Source organism: Streptomyces sp. NPDC003300 (assembly GCF_040610915.1).
GTDB lineage: Bacteria > Actinomycetota > Actinomycetes > Streptomycetales > Streptomycetaceae > Actinacidiphila.
Genome location: NZ_JBEXNE010000018.1, coordinates 155,788 through 182,311, shown reverse-complemented (window position 1 = coordinate 182,311; position 26,524 = coordinate 155,788). Strand labels below are relative to the sequence as shown.

At 72.7% G+C, this 26,524-nt stretch carries 21 protein-coding genes and 1 pseudogene; 10 read left to right on the top strand and 12 right to left on the bottom strand.

Features of this window, described 5'->3' with window-relative positions; all coding sequences use genetic code 11:
• Positions 1 to 424: 424 nt before the first annotated feature.
• Positions 425 to 874, top strand: coding sequence for a PTS glucose transporter subunit IIA (locus ABZX65_RS25080; RefSeq protein WP_355344104.1), 450 nt, complete (start codon positions 425 to 427; stop codon positions 872 to 874).
• Between the two features lie 90 nt (positions 875 to 964).
• Positions 965 to 2,635: a phosphoenolpyruvate--protein phosphotransferase gene (gene ptsP / locus ABZX65_RS25075; RefSeq protein WP_355344101.1), complete on the top strand. Its 1,671-nt coding sequence runs from the start codon at positions 965 to 967 to the stop codon at positions 2,633 to 2,635.
• A 124-nt stretch (positions 2,636 to 2,759) separates the two neighbouring features.
• On the opposite strand, the gene ABZX65_RS25070 is transcribed toward ptsP, so the two are convergent.
• Positions 2,760 to 3,743 carry a hypothetical protein gene (locus ABZX65_RS25070; protein WP_355344098.1) on the bottom strand — a complete coding sequence of 328 codons (984 nt, stop codon included), beginning with the start codon at positions 3,741 to 3,743 and terminating at the stop codon, positions 2,760 to 2,762.
• Positions 3,744 to 3,781: 38 nt separating this feature from the next.
• The gene (locus ABZX65_RS25065; protein ID WP_355344095.1) at positions 3,782 to 5,089 is read right to left on the bottom strand and encodes an MFS transporter; all 1,308 of its coding nucleotides are present in this window, start codon (positions 5,087 to 5,089) and stop codon (positions 3,782 to 3,784) included.
• 94 nt (positions 5,090 to 5,183) lie between these two features.
• On the opposite strand from ABZX65_RS25065, the gene ABZX65_RS25060 reads away from it, so the two are divergent.
• Together ABZX65_RS25060 and ABZX65_RS25055 are read left to right on the top strand one after the other, a co-directional pair.
• Positions 5,184 to 6,512: an aminotransferase class I/II-fold pyridoxal phosphate-dependent enzyme gene (locus ABZX65_RS25060; protein ID WP_355344092.1), complete on the top strand. Its 1,329-nt coding sequence runs from the start codon at positions 5,184 to 5,186 to the stop codon at positions 6,510 to 6,512.
• A 118-nt stretch (positions 6,513 to 6,630) separates the two neighbouring features.
• Complete coding sequence (locus ABZX65_RS25055; RefSeq protein ID WP_355344089.1) at positions 6,631 to 8,226, top strand: cellulose binding domain-containing protein; 1,596 nt, start codon at positions 6,631 to 6,633, stop codon at positions 8,224 to 8,226.
• A gap of 40 nt (positions 8,227 to 8,266) precedes the next feature.
• Here the strand turns inward: ABZX65_RS25055 and ABZX65_RS25050 are convergent, their stop codons facing one another.
• Positions 8,267 to 10,285, bottom strand: a complete 2,019-nt coding sequence (locus ABZX65_RS25050) for an acetoacetate--CoA ligase (RefSeq protein WP_355344086.1) — start codon at positions 10,283 to 10,285, stop codon at positions 8,267 to 8,269.
• A gap of 419 nt (positions 10,286 to 10,704) precedes the next feature.
• On the opposite strand from ABZX65_RS25050, the gene ABZX65_RS25045 reads away from it, so the two are divergent.
• Positions 10,705 to 13,065, top strand: coding sequence for a glycoside hydrolase family 31 protein (locus ABZX65_RS25045; RefSeq protein ID WP_355344083.1), 2,361 nt, complete (start codon positions 10,705 to 10,707; stop codon positions 13,063 to 13,065).
• Positions 13,066 to 13,115: 50 nt separating this feature from the next.
• On the opposite strand, the gene ABZX65_RS25040 is transcribed toward ABZX65_RS25045, so the two are convergent.
• From ABZX65_RS25040 to ABZX65_RS25020, 5 genes are read right to left on the bottom strand one after another with little or no spacing between them, the layout of a single operon-like run.
• Positions 13,116 to 13,640 carry an NUDIX domain-containing protein gene (locus ABZX65_RS25040; protein WP_355344080.1) on the bottom strand — a complete coding sequence of 175 codons (525 nt, stop codon included), beginning with the start codon at positions 13,638 to 13,640 and terminating at the stop codon, positions 13,116 to 13,118.
• A gap of 9 nt (positions 13,641 to 13,649) precedes the next feature.
• A complete protein-coding gene (locus ABZX65_RS25035) occupies positions 13,650 to 14,984 on the bottom strand; it encodes an adenylosuccinate synthetase (RefSeq protein WP_355344077.1) in 1,335 nt (444 codons plus the stop codon).
• Positions 14,984 to 15,994, bottom strand: a complete 1,011-nt coding sequence (locus tag ABZX65_RS25030; protein WP_355344074.1) for a hypothetical protein — start codon at positions 15,992 to 15,994, stop codon at positions 14,984 to 14,986. The genes ABZX65_RS25035 and ABZX65_RS25030 overlap by 1 nt, the downstream gene beginning before the upstream one ends.
• Before the next feature lie 40 nt (positions 15,995 to 16,034).
• Entirely contained in the window at positions 16,035 to 17,153 is a 1,119-nt protein-coding gene (locus ABZX65_RS25025; RefSeq protein ID WP_355344071.1) for a molecular chaperone DnaJ, read from the bottom strand.
• Positions 17,150 to 18,058 carry an NUDIX domain-containing protein gene (locus ABZX65_RS25020; RefSeq protein ID WP_355344068.1) on the bottom strand — a complete coding sequence of 303 codons (909 nt, stop codon included), beginning with the start codon at positions 18,056 to 18,058 and terminating at the stop codon, positions 17,150 to 17,152. Before ABZX65_RS25020 ends, ABZX65_RS25025 begins: the two co-directional genes overlap by 4 nt.
• Positions 18,059 to 18,180: 122 nt before the next feature.
• On the opposite strand from ABZX65_RS25020, the gene ABZX65_RS25015 reads away from it, so the two are divergent.
• The 4 genes and pseudogenes from ABZX65_RS25015 (at position 18,181) to ABZX65_RS25000 (ending at position 21,500) form a co-directional block, all read left to right on the top strand.
• Positions 18,181 to 18,546 (top strand): DUF962 domain-containing protein, encoded by a 366-nt coding sequence (locus ABZX65_RS25015; protein WP_355344065.1) that lies wholly within the window; start codon positions 18,181 to 18,183, stop codon positions 18,544 to 18,546.
• A gap of 146 nt (positions 18,547 to 18,692) precedes the next feature.
• A complete protein-coding gene (locus ABZX65_RS25010; protein WP_355344126.1) occupies positions 18,693 to 19,142 on the top strand; it encodes a zinc ribbon domain-containing protein in 450 nt (149 codons plus the stop codon).
• On the top strand, positions 19,139 to 20,326 hold the full coding sequence (locus tag ABZX65_RS25005; protein ID WP_355344062.1) for a lipid-transfer protein: 1,188 nt from the start codon (positions 19,139 to 19,141) through the stop codon (positions 20,324 to 20,326). Before ABZX65_RS25010 ends, ABZX65_RS25005 begins: the two co-directional genes overlap by 4 nt.
• A 302-nt stretch (positions 20,327 to 20,628) precedes the next feature.
• Positions 20,629 to 21,500: pseudogene (locus ABZX65_RS25000) on the top strand (FGGY-family carbohydrate kinase).
• Between the two features lie 130 nt (positions 21,501 to 21,630).
• Here ABZX65_RS25000 and ABZX65_RS24995 read toward each other — a convergent pair.
• The 4 genes from ABZX65_RS24995 to ABZX65_RS24980 all read right to left on the bottom strand — a co-directional run bounded on the left by ABZX65_RS24995 (position 21,631) and on the right by ABZX65_RS24980 (position 25,908).
• Entirely contained in the window at positions 21,631 to 22,242 is a 612-nt protein-coding gene (locus ABZX65_RS24995) for an ATP/GTP-binding protein (protein WP_355344059.1), read from the bottom strand.
• A 131-nt stretch (positions 22,243 to 22,373) separates the two neighbouring features.
• Positions 22,374 to 22,769, bottom strand: a complete 396-nt coding sequence (locus ABZX65_RS24990) for a DUF742 domain-containing protein (protein WP_355344056.1) — start codon at positions 22,767 to 22,769, stop codon at positions 22,374 to 22,376.
• A 32-nt stretch (positions 22,770 to 22,801) separates the two neighbouring features.
• A complete protein-coding gene (locus tag ABZX65_RS24985; RefSeq protein ID WP_188286155.1) occupies positions 22,802 to 23,224 on the bottom strand; it encodes a roadblock/LC7 domain-containing protein in 423 nt (140 codons plus the stop codon).
• Positions 23,221 to 25,908: a nitrate- and nitrite sensing domain-containing protein gene (locus ABZX65_RS24980; protein ID WP_355344053.1), complete on the bottom strand. Its 2,688-nt coding sequence runs from the start codon at positions 25,906 to 25,908 to the stop codon at positions 23,221 to 23,223. The genes ABZX65_RS24985 and ABZX65_RS24980 overlap by 4 nt, the downstream gene beginning before the upstream one ends.
• Positions 25,909 to 26,041: 133 nt before the next feature.
• Here ABZX65_RS24980 and ABZX65_RS24975 point away from each other — a divergent pair, with 133 nt between their 5' ends.
• Positions 26,042 to 26,482: a hypothetical protein gene (locus ABZX65_RS24975; protein ID WP_355344050.1), complete on the top strand. Its 441-nt coding sequence runs from the start codon at positions 26,042 to 26,044 to the stop codon at positions 26,480 to 26,482.
• Positions 26,483 to 26,524: the final 42 nt, after the last annotated feature.

The window sequence follows — 26,524 nt, the reverse complement described above, 5'->3', positions numbered from 1 at the left end:
CATATCTGGCGTTGACTTTTGGCACGCTGTTGAGTTCTCAAGGAACGGAAGCTTCCTTCAGACCGTTTCACCGGCCCTCCGGGCTTTCCCTTCGTCGTGTCTCCGACTTTAGCAGAAGCTATTCGGTCGGAATTACCAACCCCGTTCCGAGCACACACGTTTCCGCGGGTCTCGTCGAGGCGGTTGTGCCAACGTACTGGACTCCCCCGCCCGGAGCAAATCGACCGCGGCCGTTCCGGTCGCGGTGACAGTCACGGTGGCTGAGGGTGGCCGGATGACAGACTTCCGATCGGGAAGGGTCATCATGTGGTCGCTTCCGCTCGGGCGGAATCCATACTTGACATGACTTAGGCTGCTCTCGCGGCCTCGCCGTCCGGTGACAGGCAGTGACGGCGTCTTGAGCTCCGCATATAGGAGGCTTCCCATGACGACCGTTTCTTCTCCGCTGGCCGGACGGGCCATCGGGCTCGCGGCAGTGCCCGACCCCGTGTTCTCCGGCGCCATGGTGGGACCGGGTACGGCCATCGACCCCGTGCGCGAGTCGACGGTGGCGGTGTCCCCGGTGGACGGAGTCGTTGTTTCTCTGCACCCACACGCGTTCGTCGTCGTGGACGACGAAGGGCACGGAGTGCTGACGCACCTCGGCATCGACACCGTTCAGCTCAATGGCGAGGGATTCGAGTTGCTGGTGTCCAAGGGCGACACCGTCAGCCGCGGCCAGGAGGTCGTCCGGTGGAATCCGGCGGCCGTCGAGGAGGCCGGGAAGTCGCCGGTGTGCCCCGTGGTCGCGCTCGAGGCCACGGTGGAAGCGCTCGGCGAGGTCGCGGAGAGCGGCGAGATCGAAGCGGGCGGCACTCTCTTCACCTGGAAGTAGTCCCGCTCTCCGCCAGGAGTCAAGCCAGCGGGGGCACGCAACCTAAGCGGCGGCGTCATCGACCCGCCGCATCGACCGGAGACGGGTGAGATGGAGACAACGCTGCGAGGCGTCGGTGTCAGCCACGGTGTGGCGATCGGCGAGGTACGGCACATGGGCACCGCTGTTCTGGAGCCGCCCGCCAAGCAGATCCCGGCGGACGACGCTCCGCGCGAGCAGGGTCGGGCGCGGCAGGCCGTCGAGGCGGTGGCCGCCGATCTGACCGCGCGTGGTCATCTCGCGGGCGGCGAGGCGCAGGCGGTGCTCGAGGCGCAGGCGCTGATGGCGCAGGACCCGGAGCTGCTGGCCGACGCCGAGCGCCGGATCGCGGTGGGGAGTACGGCCGAGCGCGCGGTGTACGACGCTTTCGCTTCCTACCGGGCGCTGTTGGCGGGCGCTGGTGAGTATCTGGCCGGTCGGGTCGCGGATCTGGACGACGTGCGGAACCGGATCGTGGCGCGGCTGCTGGGTGTGCCGATGCCGGGTGTGCCGGACAGCGACGAGCCGTATGTGCTGATCGCGCGTGATCTGGCGCCTGCGGACACGGCGCTGCTCGACCCTGCGTTGGTGCTCGGTTTCGTCACCGAGGAGGGCGGGCCGACCAGTCACAGCGCGATTCTGGCGCGGGCGCTCGGGGTGCCGGCCGTGGTGGCGCTGCCGGGTGCGGGTGAGCTGGCCGAGGGGACGCTGATCGCGGTCGACGGCAGCACCGGTGAGGTGTTCGTCGAGCCGGACCAGGAGAAGCGGACCGCGCTGTCCGAGGCGGCGGCGGCCCGGAAGGCGGCGCTGTCGGCGTCGTCGGGTCCTGGTGCGACGTCGGACGGGCACAAGGTGCCGTTGCTGGCGAATGTCGGCGGCCCGGCCGATGTGCCCGCGGCGGTGGCGGCGGGGGCGGAAGGCGTGGGTCTGTTCCGTACGGAGTTCCTGTTCCTGGACGACTCCTCGAAGGCTCCGACGGAGGACAAGCAGGTTCAGGCGTACCGCCAGGTGCTCGAGGCGTTCCCCGAGGGCCGGGTGGTGGTGCGCGTGCTCGACGCGGGCGCCGACAAGCCGCTGGAGTTCCTGACGCCCGCGGACGAGCCCAACCCGGCGCTGGGTGTGCGGGGGCTGCGGTCGCTGCTCGACCACCCGGAGGTGCTGCGGACGCAGCTCACCGCGCTGGCGAAGGCGTCGGAGGGGCTTCCGGTGTATCTGGAGGTCATGGCACCGATGGTGGCGGACCGTCAGGACGCGAAGGCGTTCGCGGACGCGTGCCGTGCGGCGGGGCTGCGGGCGAAGTTCGGCGCGATGGTGGAGATTCCGTCGGCGGCGCTGCGCGCGCGGTCGATTCTCCAGGAAGTCGAGTTCCTGTCGCTCGGCACCAATGACCTGGCGCAGTACACCTTCGCGGCGGACCGGCAGGTCGGTGCGGTGTCGCGGCTTCAGGACCCGTGGCAGCCCGCGCTGCTCGACCTGGTGGCGGCGTCCGCGGACGCGGCTCGGGCCGAGGGCAAGAGCTGTGGTGTGTGCGGTGAGGCGGCGGCGGATCCGCTGCTCGCGTGTGTGCTGACGGGTCTGGGTGTCACCAGCCTTTCGATGGGTGCGGCGTCGATTCCTTATGTGCGGGCGACGTTGGCGAAGTACACGCTGGCGCAGTGCGAGCGTGCGGCTGCCGCGGCTCGGGCGACCGACAGCGCCGATGATGCGCGGCGGGCGGCGCAGGGCGTGCTGTCCGGCGAGTGAGCCGACGGCGGCGGTCGGGTTGGTTGGCGGAGGGCGTTCCACCCGTGCGGGGTGGGGCGCCCTCCGCCGTTTTGTCATCGGCCCGGTGTTCCGCGCCAGCCGGTCCCGTACTGCGGCCTCTCCCTCATGTGAGGGGTCCGAAGGGACCCGTCGGGCCGATGTGGTCGACGGGCGGTGGCGGCAGGGGGAGTCCCGCGCGGTAGACGACGCCGTGCTCGGGCGGTACGGGGTCGCCGGTGGCGGCGTCGGTGCAGTAGGCGTTGAAGACCTCCGCTTCGGTGAGCGGGTGGAGGTGGCCGTCGCGCAGGGACCAGCCGCGTACGGTGTCGGGCCGTTCGTCGTCGTGGGTGGTGCGCAGGACGACGCCTCCGGTCCGGCCGGTGGCGGTGCTGGCGGCCATGACGGTGCAGAGCACGAGGGCGTCGTTCTCCGCGAGTTCGATCGTGTCGTCGGTGTCGGCGTGTACGTGGACGGCGGCGAGCAGTGGGCCGTCGTCGGCGGGGAGGCTGCACACGACGTGGTGGGTGCCGGGGCCGACGGTCTCGATGAGGCGCAGCAGGGTGTCGGAGGCGCGGTCGAAGGCGCAGTGGGCGAGGTCCTGTCCGCAGTCGGGGCAGGTGCCGGCCCGGGTGAGGGCGTCGGTGGCGCTCTCCCAGGTGGCGCGGCGGTCGGCTTCGTGGGCGAGTTGGGCGCGCAGCAGGGTGAGGGACTGGCGGGTGTAGGCGACGGAGGGGCCCGCGGCGGTCGCCTCCGCGGTGTAGTGGGTGCGGGTGGTGGCGCTGTCCGGGGGCTGGCGGGTGGTGGTGCAGTAGTCGGCGTAGGCGTCGGGGTCGAAGAGTGTGACGGCGATGTGGTGGCCCTGGGCGTGCAGGTGGCGGAGGAAGGCGTCGACGGCGTGCAGATACTGTGCGTAGTTTTCGAAGGCGAAGCTGCGGTGGTCGGTCAGGGCCGCGAAGTCCTGGTCGTCCAGGAGCAGGGCGACGACGGTGGGGGCTTCGCGGCGCAGCGCCCTGCGGTGGGCCGCGCGGTGCCGGGGCGGGCGCTGTGCCTGGTCGGCGCGGGGGTGGCGGTTCTTGCGGTGGGTGGTGCGGTTCTTGGTGCTGGACATGCTTCCCCCTCGGTGTGGCACCGGGGTCCCGATGACCCCTAGCGCTCACTCACCGTAACCGGTGGCACTGACAACGGCGGTTCTGCGGCGGTCGGGTGCGGTCGGTCGAGGCGGCGCAGGACCAGGCGGCGTTGCAGGAGCGCGGCGGCGGCGAGTACGGCGCCGAGCGCGATCCAGCCGGTCGGTCCCGTGGCGATGACGACGGAGGTCATGAGCAGCGGGCCGACGCAGCGTGAGGTGGACTGGGCGAGGCCGTGCACGCCGACGTAGCTGCCCTGTGCGTCGTCGGGTGCGAGGGCGACGGACAGTTCCCAGGAGATGGCGGACTGGATCATCTCGACGACGGTGAAGGCGATGGCGGCGGCGAGGATCGCGGCGGTCGCGGCCCATCGCGTGTGGACGACGGCGACGGCCGTGGCGGCTCCGGAGAGCAGGAACCATACGGCGACCCGGCGCAGGGAGTCGGCGGCGACGCGTGGGGTCCTGCCGTGCCGGGAGAGCCGGACCTGGAAGGCGACCACGATGACGGTGTTGACGACGAAGATGGCGGCTGCGAGGCCGTGCGGGGCGTCGGTGCGGGTGATGATCCACAGCGGCATGCCGACGCTGAGCGCGCAGCCGTACAGGAACATCGCCGAGTCGAGGGCGGCGTAGAGGAGGTAACCGCGGTCCCGCCAGGGGTTCGAGGGGGCGCCGACTTCGCGGTGCGGTACGGGAGTTGTGGCCGTGGTGGCGGTCGGGGCGGTGTGGGCGGCGACGGTTCTGCTGGCCGAGGGGGGTTCGGCGCAGCGGGCGACCAGGGCGGCGACGAGGACGAAGGACAGGGCGTCGCCGAGGAGCAGGCCGCGGTAGACCGCGCTGGTGCCGATGGCCAGGGCGGCGGAGGCGCCGAGGCCGCCGACGGTGTAGCCGACGTTGACGACGGTGCGCTGTACGGCCTGGTAGCGGGCGCGGTCGGGTCCCGCGACGCGGGCGGCGAAGAGTTTGGTGAGGACGGAGGCGGAGCGTTCGCCGAAGCTGCCGAGGGCGACCAGGGGCAGCAGTTGCCAGAAGCCGTGGGCGAGCAGGAGCAGCAGGCTGGAGGCGCCGCGCAGGAGTTGGACGGCGAACAGCACGCGGGTGAGCGGCACGCGGTCGGCCAGGCGGCCCGCGACGGGCGCGCCCGCGATGCCGGCGGCGCCGCCGAGGCCGAGCAGCAGCCCGGCCTGGCCGGTGCTGAGTCCGCCGATGAGGACGAAGTAGAGGGCGGTGACGGCGACCCAGAGTCCTGAGCCGGTCTTGTCGATGAGGTTGATCCAGAGCATCCGCCGCCCGTCCGGGCCTCCTGGTATCGGCGGTATCCGCATCGTGTCCGCTCCCCCTCGTCACCGGGTCCGTTCGCCGCTCGTCCGCCACGTACTCGCTTGCCGTACGGCTTTGTATTGGTACATACTCATGTATGTGGCAACACAATATGCGATCAGCGGTGCGACGGCCAGGGAGATTGCCGCGTCGGCCGAACGGGCGGTGACCGAAGGGCGGTTGCGGCCGGGGGACGCGCTGCCGCCGGTGCGGGCGCTGGCGGACGGGCTCGGCGTGAGTCCGGGGACGGTGGCGGCGGCGTACAAGGAGCTGCGGCGGCGCGGGATCGTGGTGACGCGCGGGCGCGGCGGGACGGTGGTCGCGTCGGCGCCCTCGGTGGCCTCGCGGCGTCCGCCCCGGGTGCCCGAGGGGCTGCGGGATCTGGCGGGCGGCCATCCGGACCCGGCCTTCCTGCCGGATCTGGTGCCGCCGGGACGGCTGTCGCCCGGCGCGCGTTCGCACCGCGCCTCGCCCCGGCTGCCGCAGTTGGAGGAGCTGGCGCGGGCGTGGTTCCGCCGGGACGGGGTGCCCGACGGGCAGGTGACCTTCGCGCACGGCGCGCTGGACTGCGTCGCGCGGCTGCTGTCGGTGGAGCTGCGACCCGGCGACGCGGTGGCCGTCGAGGACCCCGGCTTCCACCATCTGCTCGATCTCGTACCGGCGTTGGGGCTGCGGACGCTCGCGGTGGCGGTGGACGACGAGGGGATGCGGCCGGAAGCGCTGCGGTCGGCGCTGCGGGCCGGCGCGCGGGCGGTGGTGCTGTGTCCGCGCGCGCAGAATCCGTACGGGTCGCGGGTGTCGGAGGCGCGCCGGGAGGAGTTGCTCGCGGTGCTGGCGGGGTCGCCCGAGGTGCTCGTCGTCGAGGACGACCACAGCGCGGACACGGCGGGCGGTCCGCTGCACTCGCTCACCACGGCGGGGGCGCGGGGTCCGGGGCGATGGGCGCAGATCCGTACGGTCTCCAAGCATCTGGGCACCGATCTGCGGTGGACGGCGATGGCCTGCGACCCGGTCACGCTCGCCCGGCACGACGGCCGGATGCTGCTGACGTCGGGCTGGGTCAGCCATGTGCTCCAGGAGACGGTGGTCCGGCTGATGACCGATCCGGCGACGGCGGAACGGGTCGCCGCGGCGGGGACGGCGTACACCGAGCGCCGGGAGGCGCTGATCGCGGCACTCGCGGAGCACGGGATCACCGGGGCCGGGGTGAGCGGTCTGAATGTGTGGGTGCCGGTGCGCGACGAGGCCGCGGTCGTCAACGGCCTGCGGTCGCAGGGCTGGTGGGTGGCGGGCGGGTCGCGGTTCCGGATCGGTGCGGGTCCGGGCGTACGGATCACCGTCGCGGACCTGCGGGTGCCGGAAGCGGCCGTGCTGGCCGCCGACTTCGGTCGCGTGCTCGCCGACTCCGCGAGCACGTACGGGGGTTGAGGCACCGCACCGTGACGGGGGTGGTCAGTGAGGTGCCAGCGGCGCTATTGACGGGGGCGGCGCCGGTCAAGTATCCAGATCCTGGGCGGCATTGGTACAGACCAAATGGGAGTCCGGCATGCGAAGATCCCTCACACTCCTCCTCGCGCTCTTCGGCACGCTCGTCCTGTTCCTCGTTCCTCCCGCCTCGGCGGCCGGCGGCGTCGGCGCGGCCTTCGCCAAGACCTCGGACTGGGGCAGCGGCTACCAGGCGCAGTACACGATCACCAACGGCAGCGGTTCCGCGACCAGTTCCTGGAAGGTCGAGTTCGACCTGGCCTCCGGCAGCAGCGTCGGCAGCTACTGGGACGCGCTGCTGACCCAGTCCGCCACGTCCGGCGGCACGCACTACACGTTCACCAACCGCGACTACAACGGGACGCTCGCGCCGGGCGCCTCGGCCGTCTTCGGCTGGGTGGGTTCGGGAACCGCCACCCCGGCCAACTGCAAGCTCAACGGGGCTTCTTGCGACGCGGGCGGCGGTGGCGGCGGTTCCGACACCACGCCTCCGACCGTGCCCGGCGGCGTCACCGTGGGCTCGCCGACCAGCTCCTCGCTGACGGTGAAGTGGAACGCCTCGACCGACAGCTCCGGTTCCGTGGCCGGTTACGAGGTCTCACGCAACGGCGGCACGCCGGTCGCCGTGACCGGCACCTCGTACACCGCGACGGGTCTCGCGGCGTCCACCGCGTACTCCTTCCAGGTCCGCGCCAAGGACGCGGCGGGCAACTACTCGGCGTACAGCGCGGCCGTCAGCGGCACCACGAGCGCGACCGGTGGCGGCGGGAATCCGAGCCCCGGCGTGATCCGTACCGCGCCGTACGTGGACATGGGCGCCTGGCCGACGCCGAGTCTCACGGCGATGTCCCAGGCGAGCGGCGTGAAGAGCTTCACACTCGCCTTCGTCACCTCGGCGGGCTGCAAGGCGTCGTGGTTCAACGCCTATGACCCGCGCCAGGCGTGGGCGAAGGACCAGATCGACGCCATCAGGGCGGCCGGCGGGGACGTGAAGGTCTCCTTCGGCGGCGCGAGCGGCATCGAGCTGGCCCAGGCGTGCGGTTCGGCCAGTGCGCTGGCCACCGAGTACGGCGCCGTCGTCGACGCGTACAACCTGTCCTACGTCGACTTCGACATCGAGGGCTCGGCGGTCGCGGAACCCGCGTCGATCGCCCTGCGCTCACAGGCGTTGGCGCTGCTCCAGCAGTCCCACCCGAGTCTGCGGATCTCGTTGACCCTGCCGGTGCTGCCCAACGGTCTCGACGCGAACGGGCTGAACGTGGTCACCTCCGCGAAGAACGCGGGCGTCAACCTGGACATGGTCAATGTGATGGCCATGGACTACTACCAGAGCGTCGACTACGGCGACGCGGCGGTCCAGGCCGCCAACAGCCTGTTCGGACAGCTCAAGTCCCTCTATCCGACCAAGTCCGACGCGCAGCTCTGGGCGATGGTCGGCGTGACGCCGATGCTCGGCCAGAACGACGACGGACACGTCTACGACCAGGCCGACGCCCGTCAGCTCGTCGCCTTCGCGCAGAGCAAGCACCTGGGCATGCTCTCGTTCTGGGAGGAGGGCCGGGACGCAAACGCGTGCACCGGCGCCACCTACAAGTGCACCAACATCTCGCAAACGCCGTACGAGTTCTCGAAGATCTTCGCGGCGTACACCGGATGACGGCGACGCGGACGTGACCGTCGGCACCTGAAGTGACCTTCTACGAGCGGCCCTTCGCGCGTTCGGCGGCGAGCCGCTCGTAGAAGCGCAGCACCCCGAGGTCGTCCACCGAGCCCGGGTTGACGGCCTTGTCGAGCGCGGTGCCCTGGAGGAGCCGTTTGACGGGGACCTCGATGCGCTTGCCGGTGAGGGTGTGGGGGACGCCGGGGACGGCGATGACCTCGTCGGGTACGTGGCGCGGCGAGAGCTGGGCGCGGATCGCGGTGCGGATCCGGTCGCGCAGCGCGTCGTTCAGTTCCGCGCCGTCGGCGAGCTGCACGAACAGCGGCATCCAGTAGCCGCCGTCGGGCTGTTCGATCCCGATGACCAACGACTCGCGGATCTCCGGCAGGCGTTCGACGACCTCGTAGATGTCGGAGGAACCCATGCGGACGCCCTGGCGGTTGAGGGTGGAGTCGGAGCGGCCGTGGATGACGACGGTGCCGCGCGCGGTGAGGGTGATCCAGTCGCCGTGCCGCCACACGCCGGGGAACATCTCGAAGTAGCTCTCGCGGTAGCGGGCGCCGTCCGGGTCGTTCCAGAACCTGATGGGCATGGACGGCATGGGGTTGGTGACGACCAGCTCGCCGACCTCGTCGACGACCGGGCGGCCCTGCGCGTCCCACGCCTGCAAGTCGGTCCCCAGGCAGGGCGCTTGGAGCTCACCGATGTGCACGGGGAGGGTGGGGACACCGCCCGCGAAGCAACTGCACACATCGGTGCCGCCGCTGACCGACGCGATCCACAGGTCTTCCTTGACCTCGTCGTGCAGCCAGCGGAATCCGTCGGGCGGCAGCGGCGAGCCGGTGGTGGCCACGCACTTGACGGCCGACAGGTCGACGTCGCGGCCGGGGTGGATGTCCGCCTTGCGGCAGGCGATCACATACGCGGCGGAGGTGCCGAAGACGGTGGTGCCGGTCTGTTCCGCCACCCGCCACTGGGCGGCGACGTCGGGGTAGCCGGGGCTGCCGTCGTAGAGCACGACGGTGGAACCGGCCAGGAGCCCGGAGACCAGGAAATTCCACATCATCCAGCCGGTGGAGGTATACCAGAAGAAGCGGTCGTCCGGGCCGAGGTCCAGGTGGAGGCCGGTCTGCTTGAGGTGTTCGAGCAGGATGCCGCCCTGGGACTGCACGATGGCCTTGGGCAGTCCCGTGGTGCCGGAGGAGTAGAGCACCCACAGCGGGTGGTCGAAGGGCACGGCCTCGTACGCGGGCGCGGTGTCGTCGGCGGTCAGGTCCGCCCAGTCCAGGGCGCCTTCGGGGGCGGGCGTGCCGAGCAGCGGGATGTGCACGGTCGCGCGCAACGAGGGCAGCCCGGCGCGCAGTTCGGTGACGACGTCGGTCCGTTCGTGCCGCTTGCCGCCGTAGCGGTAGCCGTCCACGGTGAACAGCACGACGGGCTCGACCTGTTGGAAGCGGTCGAGGACGCTGCGGGCGCCGAAGTCCGGGGCGCAGGAGGTCCATACGCCGCCGACGGCCGCGGTGGCGAGCAGCGCGACGACGGCCTGCGGGATGTTGGGGAGGTAGCCGCTGACGCGGTCGCCGGGGGTGACGCCGAGGCGGCGCAGGGCCGCGGCGAGCGAGGCGACCTGGCGGCTGAGTTCGGCCCAGCTCACCGTGCCGGTCTCGTGGCTCTCGTCCAGGTGCAGCAGGGCGGGGGTGTCCGCGCGGGCCGGGTCGAGGGCCGGGCGCAGCGCGTGCTCCGCGTAGTTGAGGGTCCCGCCGGGGAACCAGCGGGCGCCGGGCATCGAGGCGTCGGCGAGCACCGTCTCGTACGGGGTGCTGAAGCGGACGTCGTACCACTCGGTGATCGCGCGCCAGAAGGCGTCGGGGTCGCGGACCGACCAGGCGTGCAGCGCGTGGTAGCTCGCGGCGGGGTCGCCGGGCACGGCGGCCGGGACGCCGTACCGCTCGGCCGTCCAGTCCTGGAACCGGGTCACCTGCGCGCGGGCGATCCGCTCGGGTCCCGGCGTCCACAGGGGCTCCGGGCTGTCGGCGGGCTCGGGCGTGGTGCTCATATGGGCGGCTCCCCGGACGGTACGCGTCGTCGCGTATCTGCGGCTGGTCCCCTGCGGGCGGAATGTCCCGCCCCGGGCCTGGGCAGGACGATGCCATGTGATCGTCTTCGGCGCCAGGGCGGGGTGGCCCACGGGTCGCGCGGCGGGGGTCGGCGGGGGCTCTGACGAGGGGTTCCGAGGGGGTGGACCGGGTGGCGGGGCCTGTTGCCGGCTCCCGCCGGGGTTCCCGCCAAGATCCCTGGGAAGATCACTCACCGGGCCCGCGCGGGCCCGGCCCCGCCGCCGGGAGGGCACGGGCGCGCGGGGTGCGGTCCGGGTCGGCGGCGCCGGCGACCGGCGCGGGTCGCGCACCGCCCCCTCCAGGTGAACGGTGGCTGAACGAGCGGCGCGACCGGCGGTTTCGATGGAAGGGTGGGGGCATGGACGCTCGGGACCTGCTGCGGTCGGTGCGGACGGCGGGTTCCGCCGAGGGCCGGCGTGCCACACGCTCGGCCTGGCGGCGGCAGCGCACGGACGCGCGGGATCTGCCGCGGCGCGGTGCCGAGCGCGCCCGGGTGCCGGGCGCCGCGCGGGAGGTGGAGCCGCTGCCCGGCGGCGGCCGGGTGCGGTTCGCGCGCTCGGTGCTGCGGGTACGGGTGGCGATCGGCGGCGCTGTCTTCTGCGGCTGGGACGGCGCGGATCCCGACCCGTCGTACGCGCTGGCCGGCGGGCGGCCCGAGGCGGATCTGCGGGCGATCCTCGAACCGGACAAGGACGGCTGGCGGGTGGTGTCCGAGCGCGTCACCGTCCTGGTGTCGCGGCACGGCGCGGTGGAGATCCGCACGCCCGGCGGCGTGCTGCTGCGCAGGGAGCTGCCGCCGCGCTGGTGGGAGCCGACCGGCGGTGAGCCGGGGGTGGGCGCGCGCTGGGTGCAGCGCTCGGAGACCCCGGCCGACGCGCGGGTGTACGGGCTCGGCGGCCGGGCCGTGGGACCGCGGCTGCCCGCGGGCGGCTACCGGCTGTGGAACACCGACCCCGACGGCTCCTTCGAGCCGGGCGACGACCCGCTGTACATCACCATGCCGGTGCAGCTCGTGGTCGCCGACGCGGGCTGCCACCTGGTCTTCCACGACAACACGTGGGACGGCAGGGTGACGCTGCGGGACGGTGAGGAGGGCGCGGGCTCGGGCCACGACCGGCCGGGCGGCTGCGAGCTGCGGATGGACGGCGGGCCGCTGCGCTACTGGGTGATCACCGGTACACCGTCGCGGGTGCTCAACGGCTGGACGGCGCTGACCGGCAGGCCCGCGCTGCCGCCGAGCTGGGCGCTGGGCCACCACCACTCGCGCTGGGGCTTCGGCAGCGAGCGGGAGGTGCGGCGGGTCGTGGCGGGCTACCGCGAGCGGGAACTGCCCCTGTCGGTGCTGCATCTGGACATCGACCACTTCGACGGCCACCAGGTCTTCACCGTCGACAAGGGCCGGTTTCCCGATCTGCCCGGTCTGGCCGCGGAGTTGGCGGATTCCGGGATCCGGATGGTGTCGATCGTGGACCCGGCGGTGAAGGCGGAGCCCGGTGTGGCGGTCTACGACAGCGGCACCGAGGAAGGCGCGTTCGTGCGGGACGCGCGGGGCCGGGAGGTCAACGGCGTGGTCTGGCCGGGCGATGCGGCCTTCCCCGACTTCACCGACCCCCAGGTGCGGGCGTGGTGGGGCCGGTTGTACGCCGAGCGCCTCGATCAGGGTTTCTCCGGGGTCTGGCACGACATGAACGAGCCGGTGTCCTTCGTGTCCTTCGGCGAGAACACCCTGCCGCGCTCGGCGCGGCACTCTTTGGAGGGCCGAGGCGGCGACCACCGCGAGGCGCACAATGTGTACGGCCTGACGATGGCCCGCGCGGGCTACGAAGGGCTGCGCGAACTGCGCCCCGAGCAGCGGCCGTTCCTCTTCTCGCGCTCCGGCTGGGCGGGTATGCAGCGGTACGGCGGCACCTGGTCGGGCGATGTGGCGACCGGCTGGCCGGGGCTGCGCGCGTCCCTGGCGCTGGTCCTCGGGCTCGGCCTGTGCGGGGTGCCGTACTCGGGCCCCGATGTGGGCGGCTTCACCGGTTCACCGTCGCCGGAGCTGTATCTGCGCTGGTTCCAACTCGCCGCGTATCTGCCGTTCTTCCGCACCCATTCGGCGATCGACGCGGGGCGGCGCGAGCCGTGGGAGTTCGGCCCGGAGGTGCTGGAGCACGCGCGGGCCGCGCTGACCGAGCGGGTGCGGCTGCTGCCGTATCTGGAGTCGCTGGCGCACGTCGCGCACCGCACCGGCGCCCCGTACGTCCGCCCGCTGTGGTGGAACGCGCCGGGTGACCGGGCGTTGCGCGAGTGCGGTGACGCTTTCCTGCTGGGCGACGCGCTGTTGGTGGCTCCGGTGCTCGAACCGGGTTCGCAGACGCGGGCGATACGGCTGCCGCGTGGCCTGTGGTACGACACCGCGACCGGTACCGCGCACCGCGGGCCCGGTCAGGTGCTGCTCGACGCGCCGCTGGGCCGGATTCCGGTACTGGCGCGGGCGGGTGCGATCGTGCCGGTGGCCGGGGCGGACGGCGAGGTCGAACTGGAGGTGTGGGCACCGCGACTCGGCCGTACCGGGAGCGGTGTCGTCTTCAGCGGCGACCCGGAGGGCTGGGGCACGGCGCGGATGGAACGGTTCACCTCTCGGTGGGCGGACGGCGAGGTCGTGGTGGAGCGGGACGGCGCGGACGCCGGGGAGCCGGTCGGCTACCGGGTGCGGGTGCGCGGCACGGCGTCGTAGGGGCCGACCGGTTACCGGGTGTGCGGCGGCGTGTCGTAGAAGCGGGTCGGTTACGGGGTGTGCGGCGGCGTGTCGTAAGCGCCGTCGAACCAGCGGCGGGCGGCCAGGGTGTGCAGGGGGAAGCCCAACTCGGCCGGGCGCGGCAGGATCTGGTGCCCGTCGGTCTCGTCGGTCGGTACGGACGGCGGCAGTTCGGCCGCGTCGCGCTCCGGCAGCAGGCCGAACAGCAGCAGATATCCGCCGTCCTCGTCGGTGAGCGCGTCGGCGAGGGTGACGTCCGCCGCCGAGGCGCGGATGCCGGTCTCCTCCGACAGCTCCCGGACGACGGCCTGTTCCCAGCTCTCGCCGAAGTCGATGAAGCCGCCGGGCAGGGCGAGTCGGCCCAGGCGCGGCTCGATCGTCCGGCGGATCACGACGAGCCCCGTGCCGTCGGTGTGCCGTACCGGGAGCAGGGCGACGGCGACGGGCAGCGGGTTGCGGTAGCTGACGGCCCCGCAGTTCCCGCAGGTGCGCGGCCATCCGGGGTCGGCGCCGAAGGGCGCGCCGCATGACGAGCAGTGAGAGTCCTTGGCCACGGCGGGACCCTATCGGAGAGCGGTCGTGCGGGTGGGGTGCCGGGCCGCTTCAGAGGCGGCCTTGCGGGTCGGGCCGGCTTCGGGGCCGCGGGGCGGCTTGCGCAGGACCTGGCGGGTCGGGGACGAGGACTCCAGCAGGACGGGGGCGCCCAGGGCCGCGCCGATCGCGTCCGACCAGCGGCGCGGGTCGCGTCCGGGCGTGTCCCACAGGGCCGGTCGGGCGCGCTGGAGGCGCGCGGTGAGGGCGGCCTGGCGGGCCAGGTCGCCGGGCGGACCCGGCGGGAGGCGTTCGACGAGAGTGCCGTCGATGCCGTAGGCGCGGCAGATGCGCAGGCCGCGGGCGCGGGCGGGCGCGTCGAGGTGGGTGACGGCGAGGGCGTCCACTCCCCCGCAGACCTCCACGGCGTACGCGTGCGCGACGGCGTCGAAGTGGCCGGTGCGGAAGGCGCCTTGCCAGCGGCCGTGGCCGTTGTGCGGCTCGGGCAGCAGCGGTGTCAGCTCCGGGTCCTCGGTGACGAGCGGGCCCGGCCCGTGCCGGGTGGTGTAGGTGCGCACGACGCCCAGCCGCCGTGCCTCGCCCGGTGTGCCTGCCTCGGCCAGCAGCGTCTCGGCGTTGGCGAAGGTGGTGGTGGACCAGGTGGTGTACGGGTGGAAGCCGTGCCATTCGTCCAGCAGGACGCCCTGGGCGCCCTCGAAGACCACCGGGCCCCGTCGCAGGAGGTCGTGCAGCGCGGCCCCGTCGGTCAGGGTGACCGTACGGGCGAAGGCGGCGAGGACTTCCGCGCAGTCCTCGACCGGCGGCGCGGGAAGCGGGCCCAACTCGTCCGCCAACCGGTCGCGCAGCAGGCGCAGTTGGCGCAGCAGCCGAGGGCGTGACGCGCAGTCGCCGACGGTCGGCGCGTCACCGGGGTGGGCGAGCGCGTACGCGGCGGCCTCGCCCACGCCCATCCCGCAGGAGCCGTGCCGGTCGGCGCCGCGCGCCTGCTCCCGCAGCCGGTTGGCGGCGGCGTGGTACGGGGTGGCGATCGGCGCCGCGCGGTCGACGGACAGCAGGGCGTACGGGTCGGGGACGCCGACCGTGCGCAGGTGGTCGGCCTCGGCGGCCAGCGCGAGCGGGTCGACGGTCATGAACCGCGACAGGTGGGTGCGGACCCCGCGCAGCGTGCCGGAGCCGAACTGCGCGAAGGTGTGGTGGCGGCCGTCTGCGGTGACGACGTTGTGCGCGGCCTGGGCGCCGCCGTTGAATCGGACGACCGCCTGGACCGTACCGTCCTGGCAGAGCCGGTCCACGGCGGCGCCCTTGCCCGCGTCCCCGAATCCGAGGTCGACGACGATGGTGTGCACTACAGCCTCGTGGTGGTGGCGGGACCCGCGTCGCCGTCGGTGAGGGGCGCGTCGGAGACGGCGAGGGCGCTGCCGCGGGCCGCGCCGTCCCTGCCGCGGTCGAGTCCGGCGAGCGCCCTGCTGACGCTGTCGCCCGCCGCCGAGCCGACGTCGGCCAGGTCGGCCAGGCCCGCGGCGAGGTCGATCGCCTCCTCGCCGAGGCCGACGGTCAGCGCGATGGTCTCGCAGACCGCGTCGAGGTCGTCCAGCTCGATGACGTTCTGGCCGAGCAACTTCCGCCAGATGCCGAGCACTTCGGTATTGCCGACGTAGGAGGAGCCCGCCGGGAGGATGTAGTGGACGTGGTAGGTGCGCTGGAGTTCGGTGACGATGTCGGTGATCGGGATGTCCTGCGGGATGCGCTCGCCGAGGACGTCCCACACCTCGCGCGCCTTGACCTTGCCGTACGGCATCTCGTCGCCGATCAGGAACAGGTAGCCGCGCCGCCCGCGCTTCTCGTGGCAGTCCAGCGCGGTGTGCCGGGCCATGGTGTAGAGCGCGAGTTCGTACGACTCGCTCATCTGGCCGCCGCCCCCGCCCTCCAGGAGGATGTTGCCGAGGTCGTCGTCCATCCGGTTGTCGGACTCGAACTGCCCGATCTGGAGGGGCACCCGGTCGCAGGTGGCGTCGCCGACCGCGCCGAACATCACCTGCGGGTGCTCGGTGTAGCCCTTGCGCAGCAGCAGGCCGAACAGTTCGGGGAGCTTGGTCTGGAGCACCTGCGGCACGGTGCGCATCGAGCCGGTGACGTCGAAGAGCACGGCGATGGCGAGCGAGGTGGGGTGTTCCGCGGAGTCGCGGCTCTCCCGCAGGGTGATGTTCTTGGGGTCGAGTGACGGGTGGGCCGCCCAACTGCTGCGCGGGGACGAGCCGGTGACGTGGTCGCTGTAGGCGAAGGCGCCGGAGCCGGACGCGGCGCGGTAGCGCGCGGCGGCGTCGTAGACATTGGTGGACCAGCTTCCGCTGCCCATGGTGGTTCCCCCTTGTGTCGTGGTGGTGGTGTCGCGGTTGTCAGATGTGCGGCATGGCGAACGGGCGGAAGGTGCGCGGCCCGTAGAGCCGTTCCAGCAGGTCGTCCAGCTCGCCGAGGAGCTGCCAGGCGTCCTGCGGGCGGGCGTTCTGCGAGGGCAGGACGCACGCGCGCAGGAAGGCGCGCATCGGCGCCGGTGCCCGGTCGCCCATGAGCTGCCGCACGCAGAGCGCGGCGAGGTGGATGTCGGTGGCCGGGGAGGCCGGTCGGCGCTCCGGGACCTCGGGCGGATAGGCGTCCCTGTGCCGGTCGACGAGGACCGGCACATGGGTGTCGAAGGCGGTCGCGTAGCACCAGTCGACCAGGACCAGGCCGTGCAACTCGGGGTGGATGAGGACGTGTTCGGGGAAGACGGCGCCGTGCACCAGCCGAGCGCGGTGGGCCCAGCCGAGCGCGGTCAGCAGGCGGCGCCACATCCAGGCCGCGTCGCGCGGGTCGAGGCCGCCGGGGTGGGCGGCGGCGACCTCGGCGAGCGTGTGGAAGCCGGTGAGCGGTACGAGCGCGTTGACGTGCCGCTCGACGCCGTCGGTGTCGCGGTGCCTGAAGCTCTCGATCAGTTGCGGGGCGTACGCGCGGTGCCGCCGTTCGCCGACGGTGTCGAGGCGGCGCAGCACGTCGGCCTCGTGCTCCAACAGGTCGTTGTCGCGGGGCCGTTGCGGGATCTTCAGTACGGCCTCGCGCCGGTCGCCGTCCTCGTCGTAGTGGGCGGTCCGCAGGACGGCGAGGTCGCCGGTGGCCAGGACCGGGCCGAGGACGTAGCGGCGGTCCGCGGTGGTGACGGTGGGAGCGGTGGCCCCTTCGTCGGTGTGGTGGTGGCGGGCGGACAGCCGGGCGAAGGCCGCGGCGGCCTCCGCGGTCCGGCCGGGCGGTGCGGCGTCGGGGTGCAGCAGCCGGGCGAGCCGCCGGTAGTGGCGGACCGCGTCGTGGGCGTCGGCCGGGAAGTCCGCGTCGAGGGCGGCGAGGGCGTCCTCGAAGGTGCGTATGTGTGCGCCCGACGGGTCGTTGCCGGGGTCGCCGAGGGGTCCGCGACTCGCGCCCCGCGTCGGGCCGTTGGTCCGGTCACCGGCCGGGTCACCGAGCGGATTCGTGGTGGCGGTCATCGGACGTCGTCCTCCCGGTCGGGGCGGAGCAGCGCCGGGTGCAGCAACCGGGCATCGCCTGCCCGGTAGAGACGGGCGCGCGGACCGCCCTTGCTGCCGGGGCGGCTGTCGGTCTCGCCGGTGGACTCCACGAAGCCCGGCACGGAGAGCACTTTGCGGTGGAAGTTGCCCGCGTGCAGCGGCGCGCCCCACACCGTCTCGTAGACCGCGCGCAATTCGCTGATGGTGAAGGTCTCGCCGAGGAAAGCCGTGGCCAGCGGGGTGTACTCGATCTTTCCGCGGGCGCGTTCCAGACCGTCCGCGAGGATGCGGTCGTGGTCGAAGGCGAGCCGGGGAGCGCTCCCGTGAGAAGCGGGCCGGCGGCCGGTACCACCCCCGTAGATTCCGGTCCGCCGACCCTGCTCGAAGGGACGCGGCGGCGCCGTGTCCGGTTGCCCTTTCGGGAGGATTGCTTCGACGGGGATCCAGGCGGCGCCCGCGGCGTCGCTCCCCGGCGTGGCATCGGGCAGTCCCGGCGCGAAGGCGAGGTACGCGATCGAGACCACGTGCATGCGCGGGTCGCGGTCGGGGACGCCGTAGGAGCCGAGCTGTTCGAGGTGGACCCGGCCGAGCGCCGTGGCGTCCAGGCCGGTCTCCTCGGCCAACTCCCGCGCCGCCGCCTCGTCCAGGGACTCGCGTCCCGCGCGGACGAATCCGCCCGGCAGTGCCCGCTCCCCCGCGAACGGCGGTCCGCCCCGCTCGACGGCCAGTACGTGCAGCCGGTCGGCGCGCAGGGTCAGCGCGACGATGTCGACGGTCACGGCGATCGGGTCGAAGGCGCGCGGATCGTAGGAGTCGAGGAAGTCCCGCTCCCGCCGCGCCGCCGACTCCCCCGCCGACTCCGGCGTGTTCACCGCGTCCGTCATGATCGCCCCCGTCTCGCGCCGAACCCACCCCGCATGTTGTTCTCAAGGTGAGTCATTCTCACTACGAGAAGACCATAGCACCGACCCCTGACACCGTCCAGCGGCGGCGCTACTCTGCGGTAATGACGAAGCAGACGTTCAGCACTTTCGAGGAGTTCTGGCCGTACTACGTGGCGATGCACTCGAAGGCCGCCACCCGCTGGGTGCACCTGGCGGGCACGCTCACCGGCCTCGCGGTCACCGGGTACGGCCTGGCGCGGGGCCGCAAGCGGTACGCGGCGGCGCTGCCGCTGATCGGGTACGGAACGGCGTGGCCCGCCCACTTCCTGATCGAGAAGAACAATCCGGCGACCTTCGGGCACCCGGTGTGGTCGCTGCGCGGCGACGTCAAGATGATCACCACCATGCTCGCCGGACGGGACGCCGAACTGGCCGAGACGGCGGACAAGTGGCTGGCGGAGCAGGGCGGCACGGGCGACGACGCCTGACACCGCCTCGCACCAGCCCTTCCGGCCCGCCGACTTCGCGCGGTCCGGCGCTGTTCCGCCGGCGGGCCGCCCGTGGCACACTTCTGACGATCCATCAGATGATGAGCCGGGGAGGCCGCGTGGAGCAGCACAGGCGCACACCGCCGGTGGTCGAGGGCTGGTTCACCGAGGGGACGGGACCCGACTTCCGGCTGCTCGGCACCCGGTGCCGCGACTGCGGAAGCGTGTTCTTCCCCCGTGAGGACTCCTTCTGCCGCAACCCCGCGTGCGCGGGTGCCGACTTGGACGAGTTCCCGCTGTCCAGGACCGGGCACGTCTGGTCGTACACCGACGCCCGCTACCGGACGCCGCCGCCGTATCCCTCGGACCCCGGGCGCGCGTGGCAGCCGTACACCCTGGTGGCCGTCGAGCTGGCGGACGAGCGGATGGTCGTGCTGGGACAGGCGGCGCCCGGGGTGACCCCGGCCGATCTCGCGGTCGGGATGCCGGTCGAGCTGGTGCCCGGGGTGCTCGGGGAGACGGCAGCCGACGGTACGGGCGGCGCCGACACCGGACGCGGCACCTGGAACTGGCGGCCCGTGGGCGATGCCCGATGACCGCCGACATCGCGGTGCTCGGCGCCGGCATGCACCCCTGGGGCAAGTGGGGGCGGCCGTTCACCGAATACGGGGTCGCCGCCGCCCGCGCGGCCCTCGCGGACGCGGGCCTCGACTGGCGCGAGGTGCGGTCGGTGGTGGGCGCCGACACCGTACGCGGCGGCTATCCCGGATACGTGGCGGGCGCGACCTTCGCGCGGGCGCTCGGCTGGCAGGGCGCCCGCGTCACCAGCGTCTACGCCGCGTGCGCCTCCGGGGCGCAGGCCATCGCGACCGCCCGCGCGCAGATCCTGGCGGGCCTCACCGACGTGGCGCTCGTGGTCGGCGCCGACTCCGCGCCCAAGGGCTTCTTCGCCCCCGCGGGCGGCGAGCGGCCCGACGACCCCGACTGGCTGCGCTTCCGGGTCCTCGGCGCCACCAACCCCGGCTACTTCGGCCTGTACGCGCGCCGCAGGATGGCCGTGCACGGTGACACGCTCGACGACTTCGCGCAGGTCAAGGTCAAGAACTCCCGTGCGGGCGCGGCCAATCCACTGGCCCGCTACCGCGAGCCGGTCAGCGCCGAAGAGGTCGCGGCCTCCGCGGTCGTCGCCGATCCGCTGCGGCTGCTGGACATCTGCGCCACCTCGGACGGCGGCGCCGCGCTCGTGCTGTCGAGCATGGACTTCGCCCGGCGGCACACCTCCGCCCCGGTACGGATCCGCGCGGTCTCCACCGTGACGCCCCAATACCCGCGCACCGTACCGGACTTGCCGGACATCGCAGGTGACTCCGCCGTCGCCGTGCCCCCGCCCGAACGGGAGCCGCGCGCCTCGATCGCGGCGGCGGCGTACGAGGAAGCCGGGATCGAGCCGGGAGACCTCGACCTGGCGGAGGTCTACGACCTGTCGACCGCCCTGGAACTCCAGTGGTACGAGGATCTGGGCCTGTGCGCGGCGGGTGAGGGCGCCAAGCTGCTGCGGTCGGGGGCGACCGCGCTGGGCGGCGCCATCCCGGTCAACACCAGCGGCGGCCTGGCGTCCTTCGGCGAGGCCGTACCCGCCCAGGCCATCGCGCAGGTCTGCGAGCTGGTCCGCCAGATCCGCGGCCGGGCGGAAGGGCGGCAGGTCGCGGGAGCGCGGCTCGGAATCACCGCCAACCAGGGGCTGTTCGGGCACGGCTCCGCGGTGGTCGTGGTGAAGTGACCGGGCACCGGGGGGCGCGTAGCGGATCGTACGGGCCAGGCGGACGCACACCGGGCCGGACGGGCCAGGCGGACGCGCACCGGGCCGGACCGTACCGACGCGTGTCGGGTCACACGGTGGGGATCGGTCCCGGCTCCGTCGTGAAGTGACCTGATCGGTCGGGCTTCTTGACGCTCCGTCACCCCTGGAGAACACTTCCGGTGGCGCGGAGCCGGTCGGCGGGAGGGGCACCGGCCACCGGCGGTCCGCGCCGCCGCCCGTTCCCGACACGGTCCCGCGCGGACCGGGCAAGGGAGACCGACATGAGCGACCAGCCCGTGAGCTACGTAGCCGCCATCGACCAGGGCACCACGTCCACCCGGTGCGTCGTCTTCGACAGCGGCGGCCGGATCGTCGCCGCCGACCAGCGCGACCACCGGCAGATCCTCCCCAGGCCCGGCTGGGTGGAGCACGACGCGACCGAGATCTGGGCGAAGACGCAGGCCGTGGCGGCGGGCGCGCTCGCCAGGGCCGGGCTGCGCCCCGACCAGCTCAGCGCCCTCGGGATCGCCAACTGGAGGGCTCGATCGCCGTCACCGGGGCCCTCGTCCACTGGCTGCGCGACCAACTCGGCCTCATCCGCAGCGTGGACGAGATCGAGCCGCTGGCCGCGAGCGTGCCCGACAACGGCGGCGCCTACGTCGTGCCGGCCTTCTCCGGGCTGTTCGCGCCCTATTGGCGGTCCGACGCCCGCGGTGTGATCACCGGGCTCACCGGCTTCGTCACCAAGGCGCACCTGGCGCGGGCCGTGCTGGAGGCGACGAGCTGGCAGACCCGCGAGGTGGTCGACGCGATGCAGGAGGACTCCGGCGTACGCATCGCCGAACTGCGCGTGGACGGCGGCATGACCGTCAACAGCCTGCTGATGCAGCATCAGGCCGACGTGCTGGGCGTGCCGGTGGTCCGGCCGGTCGTCGCCGAGACCACCAGCCTCGGCGCGGCCTACGCGGCGGGTCTGGCGACCGGCGTGTGGGACGGCCTCGACACGCTCAGGGCGCAGTGGGAGCGCGACACCGAGTGGAAGCCGCGCATGGCCGAGCCGCGACGTGAACTCGGTTACCGGCGTTGGAAGATGGCCGTCGAGCGGAGCTTCGGCTGGCTGGAGGAGGACGGCGAGGACGGCTCCGCCGGATAGCGATCGTCTCTGAACGGCGGCCGGTTGGCCGTCTCGCGGTAGAACCGGGCTCAGGCGGCGGCCGGTCAGCGGAAGCGTCCGAGGCCGCGGCCGGTCTGCGGAAGAGTCCGACCCCAGGCAGCCGCCGGTCTCAGGTGGCGGCGGGCTCCTTGCGCCCCGTCGCCATCTGCGCCGCGTGTTCCACCACGGTGATCAGGACGTTCTTCGCCGAATCCCGCTCGCGCGCGTCGCACATCACCACCGGCACCGAGGCGTCCAGGTCGAGGGCGTCGCGCACGATGTCCGGCGCGTGCAGCTCGGCGCCGTCGAAGCAGTTGACGGCGACCGTGAAGGGGATGCCGCGCCGCTCGAAGTAGTCGACGGCCGCGAAGCAGTCCTCCAGGCGGCGGGTGTCGGCGAGCACGACCGCGCCGAGCGCGCCCTGCGCCAACTCGTCCCACAGGAACCAGAACCGGTCCTGTCCTGGCGTGCCGAACAGATACAGCACCAGGTTGTCCCTGAGCGTGATCCGCCCGAAGTCCATGGCGACGGTGGTGGTGCGCTTGCCCTCCACGCCCTCGATGTCGTCCACCGGGCGGCCCGCCTCGCTGAGCGACTCCTCGGTGCGCAGCGGCCTGATCTCGCTGACCGCGCCCACCAGCGTGGTCTTGCCCACGCCGAAGCCGCCCGCCACCAGCAGCTTGAGCGCCACCGGCTCGTCGGCGGACGGCTTGCGGCGGCGATCCGATCGCGCGAAAGCCATGTTGTGTCTACTTCCCTGCCGGCGTTGTCAGTTGTACGTCGATCTGTACGTCGGTTGCGCTTCGTCGTACGTCTGCGGAGAGCCTAGTCCTGTTCGAACATGACCGGCACGCCGCAGTGGATCACGATCCACTACAGCGCGCGCAGCCCGTTGATGACCTCGCGCAGGATGTTCTCGTCCACCAACTCGGCCGGTGGGACCGGCTGGTGGAGTTGTACGTGCGACGCCTCCAGCAGGTCCCCGACCAGGACGCGGACCACCCCGACCGGCAGGTCGAGGTCGGCGGCCAGCTCCGCGACGGAGACGGCCTGGACCTGACAGCGTTCGACGATGTCGAGGTGCTCGGGTGACAGCGTGTGGTCGTCCTGCGCGCCTCCGTCGTCCCCGGCCTCGGTCTCCGTGATCACCAGGGCGATCAGGTCGATCTTCGTCTCAGCGGCGTTGCTGGTGCGGCCCCTTGTCATCGCATAGGGCCGCACCACCGGTCCTGCCGCGTCGTCGTACCACCGGTCCGAATCAGAAGTCATGACACCCGTCACCCCGTTGTCAGATCATCCGGTCAGCCGCTGAGTGCCGCGCCGCCGTCGTTCCGAGCCGCGGTGCCCAGGTGGGCACCGACCCGCTTGACCAGTAGCGCCATCTCGTACGCGACCTGGCCGACATCGGACTCGGCCGCGCTGAGTACGGCCAGGCAGCTTCCGTCGCCCGCCGCCGTCACGAAGAGGAAGGCGTCGTCCAGTTCGACCATGGTCTGCCGGACGCGTCCGGCCTCGAAGTGCCGCCCAACGCCCTTGGCGAGGCTGTGGAAGCCGGATGCGACGGCGGCGAGGTGCTCGGAGTCCTCGCGGGTCAGTCCGTCCGACGCGCCGATGGCCAGGCCGTCGCCGGAGAGGACCAGGGCCTTGCGGATGCTGGCCACGCGCGAGACCAGATCGTCAAGGAGCCAGCTCAGCTCGCGTGTCGGGCTCGATGGTGCGGTCATCGACCGTTCCCCTCAGGTGTCGTTCTCGGTGCGGATGCCGACGGGTCGTCTTGCGTGCCGTCGTTCTCGGTCACTTCCCGGCCGCGCTGCCAGCCGCGCTGGAGTGCCGCCATCCGGTCGCGGACCTCGTCCGCCGACCGCTCGCGGCCGGCGCCCTCGCCGGTCGCGCCGCCGCTGTCGTGGGCGGTGGTCTCCACCCTCAACTGCGGCGCCAGATTGGCCTGCCTGACCCGGCGGGGCAGTGCGCTGCCGCTCGCGCCGGACGCGGTCGTCTTCTTCGCGGCCGTCAAAGGCGGGGATCCGGACGGGGGTTCGGGCGTGGGTTCGGACGCGGGCCGAGACGGGGACCGGCGCGCGGGCAGCGGCTGGGGCTCCGCCGGAGCCGGTGTCTGCGCCGGGGGCTGCGCCTGCGGCTGGCCCTGTGGGTACAGCTCGCCGCGGGCCTGCGCCTGCGCCACGGCCCGCTCCGCGGCCTGTTCCAGCGCTCCCCGGTCGGCCTGCGAGGTCTGCGCGGAGGGTCCGCCGACCGGTCGGCCGCGGTCGGAGACCAGTACGGGCGCCGTGCGGCGGCGGCGCGGCAACGGCAGCGGCCCGTCGAGTTCCGGGTCGCCCGCCTCGCCGACCGGCGCGCCGACGGGTTCGTCCGCCGGGTGCGCCTCGTGCTCCTTCTGCGTCTCGCCGCCGATGCCGTCCAGGCCCCACTGCCGGAAGGTGTGCTCGGTGTCGGAGGGCACCCGCGCCGGGCGGGACTCGGTGAGGTCGCCGATCTTGGTCGCGCCGGTGTCGTCGCCGGTCTCGGTGAGCAGATTCGCCGGGATGAGGACGACGGCGGTGGTGCCGCCGTACGGGGACTGCCGCAGCGAGACCCTGACGCCCTGGCGCTGCGCGAGGCGGCTGACCACGAACAGGCCGAGCCGGTCGGTGTCCGACAGTTCGAATTCCGGGGTCTCGGCCAGCCGGAGGTTGGACTCCAGCAGCGCGTCGGGCGTCAGGCCGAGGCCGCGGTCGTCGATCTCCAGCACGAAGCCGTTGGCGACCGGCTCGCCGTGCAGCCGTACCGCGGTGTGCGGCGGCGAGAACACGGCGGCGTTCTCGATGAGTTCGGCGAGCAGGTGGGTGAGGTCGCCGACCGCGGAGCCGGTGACGGCCAGCCGGGGCAGACGCCGTACCTCGATCCGCTCGTAGTCCTCGACCTCGGCGACGGCGGCGCGGACCACGTCCATGAGCTGGACGGGCTTGCGCCACTGCCGGGAGGGGGCGACACCGGAGAGGATGACCAGGCCCTCGGCGTGCCGCCGCATGCGGGTGGTCATGTGGTCGAGGCGGAAGAGGTCGGCCAGTTCCTCGGCGTTCTCGGTGCGGCGCTCCATCGCGTCCAGCAAGGTGAGCTGGCGGTGCAGCAGGACCTGGCTGCGGCGGGCGAGGTTGACGAAGACCTCGGAGACGCCCTTGCGCATGTCGGCCTGGCGGACGGCGGCCTCGACGGCGGCCCGCTGGAGGGTGTTGAGCGCCTTGCCGACCTGTCCGATCTCGTCGTCGGAGTACTGGAGGCGCGGCACCTCGGTCTCGACGTCGACCTGTTCGCCCGCTGCCAGCCGCCGCATGACGCGGGGCAGCCGGGTGCCGGAGACCTCCTGGGCCTCGCGGCGCAGCCCGGACAGGTCGCGGATCAGGCTGCGGCCGATCCGTACCGACACGATCAGCGAGGCGATCACCGCGACCAGACCGAGGACACCGATGACGGCGGCTTCGACGACCAGCGTGGTGGACAGCGGCCTGGCCTGCTTGCTGAACTTCGCGATGGCCTCGCCGTCGAGCTTGCCGAGGTCGGTCATCACGGTGGCGGCGGTCGCGGGCCACGCCTTCTGGGCGGCCACGACCGGCGCCTCCTCCACGCCCGCGACGATGATCGCGTTCTCGGCGGCCCGCAGCGCCTTGCCGCTGGCGCTCTGCCAGTACGTGTCGAAGGGCGCGCGCGCCTCGTCGGTGAGGGTCTTGAGGTCGACCGCGTAGTAGTTGCGCTGCTCGGCGACCGCGAAGGTGAAGGAGCGCAGTTCGTCCTTGCTGGTGTGGCCGGTGCTGATCGCGGCGGCCATCAGCGCGTCCTCGCGGCTGACCTCCTCCTGCGCCCGGTAGAGGCCGATCACCGCGCGCCGCTGGCTGTCCAGCGTGACGTCGCTGAGCGGGAGGTACTCCTCGAAGAGGTCGAAGGTGGGATCGACCAGCGAGTTGTACGCCTGGTAGGCGTCGTCGCGGGTGATCCGCTGGTTGTCGATCCGCTGGCGGAGCGAGGTGAGGCCCTCGACGGTGTTGAGGAGGTCGTCGAGGCGGTCGCGGGACCGCGCGTTGAGGTCGTCGCGGACGCCGGACGCGTCGATGGTCGTCCGCATCTTGGCGATGGACGCGTCGGTGGCGTGTTCCTGCTTGTCGTAGGCGATCCGCGCCTCGGAGTCACGGGTGTTGGCCAGAAAGACCAGAGCGACCCTGCGCTCCTGCTGAAGGTTCCGAACCGCGTCGTCGGCGGGATAGCCGACATTGTCGACTATTCGCTGGATGTCCGGCCGTCCGAACACCTCGCGCCCGGTGATGGTGGCGGCGAAGGCCCAGATGAGGGTGAGGGACACCAGTGGGATCAGCAGCAGCGCCACGATCTTCCGGCGGATCGTCGTACCGCGAAAGCGCATGGCCTCCCCAACGTCTTCCCCGGTATGGGGATCGTCTGTCGCGTTTAAACGGCGTGAGCCTACTACTGCCGATGCGGTAACTCGAAAGCCAGTGCGTAGGGTTGGGCAGGTCTGGCCGGATACGTACCCCGGAATGCATCGTGAAGATTCGGGGCAGGCACCTTGTATGGACTTCGAACAAGGGCGGGTGTGGACCGAGGACCCGGTCGGCACTCCCCGAATGCCCGATCCGGTACGAGCGGCGGCGGTGCGGGCGGTGCTGATCGTGGCCGTCGCGCTGATCCTCGCGGTGATGGCCGTACTGCTGGCCGCCGGACACTCCTGGCTGTCGGCGCCCGCGCTGATCTCCGCCGTCTTCACCAGCGTCGTCGCCACGTGGGCGGTGTTGGACGTGTGGGTGACGCGACAGGTGTGGAACCAGCGCAACGGGGTGCTCTCCAGCCCGAGCAGCGCGGCCCGTGCCCTGCGCAGGGAGCGGCGCAGAAGGCACCGTGCGGCGCGGTCGGCCGCGCGCGGCAGGCCGACGCGGCGGGTGCACATACCGCGCCATCTGCCCTGGCACCTCGGGGTCTGACTCCGGCCGCTCGCGGTCTGCCGTCGGTACCTGGTGGTCGGG

What these genes read in the sequence shown, in the direction of transcription:
- ABZX65_RS25080 (WP_355344104.1), top strand. Translation starts at nt 425, where the DNA reads ATGACGACCGTTTCTTCTCCGCTGGCCGGACGGGCCATCGGGCTCGCG.
- ptsP (WP_355344101.1), top strand. Translation starts at nt 965, where the DNA reads ATGGAGACAACGCTGCGAGGCGTCGGTGTCAGCCACGGTGTGGCGATC.
- ABZX65_RS25070 (WP_355344098.1), bottom strand. Translation starts at nt 3,743, where the DNA reads ATGTCCAGCACCAAGAACCGCACCACCCACCGCAAGAACCGCCACCCC.
- ABZX65_RS25065 (WP_355344095.1), bottom strand. Translation starts at nt 5,089, where the DNA reads ATGCGGATACCGCCGATACCAGGAGGCCCGGACGGGCGGCGGATGCTC.
- ABZX65_RS25055 (WP_355344089.1), top strand. Translation starts at nt 6,631, where the DNA reads ATGCGAAGATCCCTCACACTCCTCCTCGCGCTCTTCGGCACGCTCGTC.
- ABZX65_RS25050 (WP_355344086.1), bottom strand. Translation starts at nt 10,285, where the DNA reads ATGAGCACCACGCCCGAGCCCGCCGACAGCCCGGAGCCCCTGTGGACG.
- ABZX65_RS25045 (WP_355344083.1), top strand. Translation starts at nt 10,705, where the DNA reads ATGGACGCTCGGGACCTGCTGCGGTCGGTGCGGACGGCGGGTTCCGCC.
- ABZX65_RS25030 (WP_355344074.1), bottom strand. Translation starts at nt 15,994, where the DNA reads ATGGGCAGCGGAAGCTGGTCCACCAATGTCTACGACGCCGCCGCGCGC.
- ABZX65_RS25025 (WP_355344071.1), bottom strand. Translation starts at nt 17,153, where the DNA reads ATGACCGCCACCACGAATCCGCTCGGTGACCCGGCCGGTGACCGGACC.
- ABZX65_RS25020 (WP_355344068.1), bottom strand. Translation starts at nt 18,058, where the DNA reads ATGACGGACGCGGTGAACACGCCGGAGTCGGCGGGGGAGTCGGCGGCG.
- ABZX65_RS25015 (WP_355344065.1), top strand. Translation starts at nt 18,181, where the DNA reads ATGACGAAGCAGACGTTCAGCACTTTCGAGGAGTTCTGGCCGTACTAC.
- ABZX65_RS25005 (WP_355344062.1), top strand. Translation starts at nt 19,139, where the DNA reads ATGACCGCCGACATCGCGGTGCTCGGCGCCGGCATGCACCCCTGGGGC.
- ABZX65_RS24995 (WP_355344059.1), bottom strand. Translation starts at nt 22,242, where the DNA reads ATGGCTTTCGCGCGATCGGATCGCCGCCGCAAGCCGTCCGCCGACGAG.
- ABZX65_RS24990 (WP_355344056.1), bottom strand. Translation starts at nt 22,769, where the DNA reads ATGACTTCTGATTCGGACCGGTGGTACGACGACGCGGCAGGACCGGTG.
- ABZX65_RS24985 (WP_188286155.1), bottom strand. Translation starts at nt 23,224, where the DNA reads ATGACCGCACCATCGAGCCCGACACGCGAGCTGAGCTGGCTCCTTGAC.
- ABZX65_RS24980 (WP_355344053.1), bottom strand. Translation starts at nt 25,908, where the DNA reads ATGCGCTTTCGCGGTACGACGATCCGCCGGAAGATCGTGGCGCTGCTG.
- ABZX65_RS24975 (WP_355344050.1), top strand. Translation starts at nt 26,042, where the DNA reads ATGCATCGTGAAGATTCGGGGCAGGCACCTTGTATGGACTTCGAACAA.